The sequence below is a fragment of the Streptomyces alkaliphilus genome (genome assembly GCF_014141535.1).
GTDB classification, from domain to species: Bacteria; Actinomycetota; Actinomycetes; order Streptomycetales; family Streptomycetaceae; genus Streptomyces; species Streptomyces alkaliphilus.
This window is the reverse complement of sequence record NZ_VKHT01001514.1, coordinates 1-809: the sequence shown is the minus strand read 5'-3', so window position 1 is coordinate 809 and position 809 is coordinate 1. Positions and strand designations below refer to the sequence as shown.

1 protein-coding gene is annotated in these 809 nt (G+C 70.2%); it reads right to left on the bottom strand.

Annotated features, from left to right (window positions below):
• Positions 1-7 precede the first annotated feature (7 nt).
• A complete protein-coding gene (locus tag FNQ90_RS25405; protein ID WP_143625326.1) occupies positions 8-676 on the bottom strand; it encodes a vWA domain-containing protein in 669 nt (222 codons plus the stop codon).
• Positions 677-809 lie beyond the last annotated feature (133 nt).

The following is an 809-nucleotide window of genomic DNA, read 5'->3' as shown; positions in this document are numbered from 1 at the left end:
AGGGCCCTCAGCGGATGACGCCGGCCTCCCGGGCGGCGGTGAGCCACTGCGGGAACTCCGCCGTCAGCTGCTTGTACAGCCGGTTGTCGGTCATGGCCATGGGGTCGTCACCGGCGTGGAAGAAGCCGGCGTTGTCCACCACTCGCGCCTTGGGCACCGCCAGGGTGTCCAGCTTGCGCAGGAAGTCGAACTGGTTGCTGTCGGCACTGCCGCCGAAGCCCACGAACTGCCAGAACAGCGGAAGCTTCGCCGCCCTGCACAGCGCCTGCTTGGCGGCGGTGCGGGAGGTCGGGGCGCCGTCGGTCTGGAAGATCACGAACGCCGGGTCGGTCGCGCCGGACTCGGTGTAGTGGTCGACCACCGCCTGCATGGCCAGGTGGTAGTTGGTCCGCCCCATGTGCCCGTAGGAGTCGTGCAACTCCTGGACGCGGCCCTTGTGGTTGTCCAGGGAGATCTCCGCGACGCCGTCCACATCGGTGGAGAAGAAGACCACCGGCACCACGCCGTCGTCATCGAGGTTGGCGGACAGCGCCAGCGCCTGCTCGGCGAGGTGCTGCACGGTGCCGTCCTTGTAGTACTGGCGCATCGAACCCGACCGGTCCAGCACCAGGTAGACGGCGGCCCGCTGCCCGGCGAGTCCCGCCTTCTCCAGCGAGACCCCGGCCGACTTGTACATCTTGGCCAGACCCGCGCCACCGGCCGCCTTCACCTTCTCCAGGGAGATGGCGGGGCCGGGCTCCGCCGTCACCGCGCCGACGGGCTCCGGCGCCGCCTCCGGTTCGGGCTTCGCGGCCGGTTCGGGTTCGGGG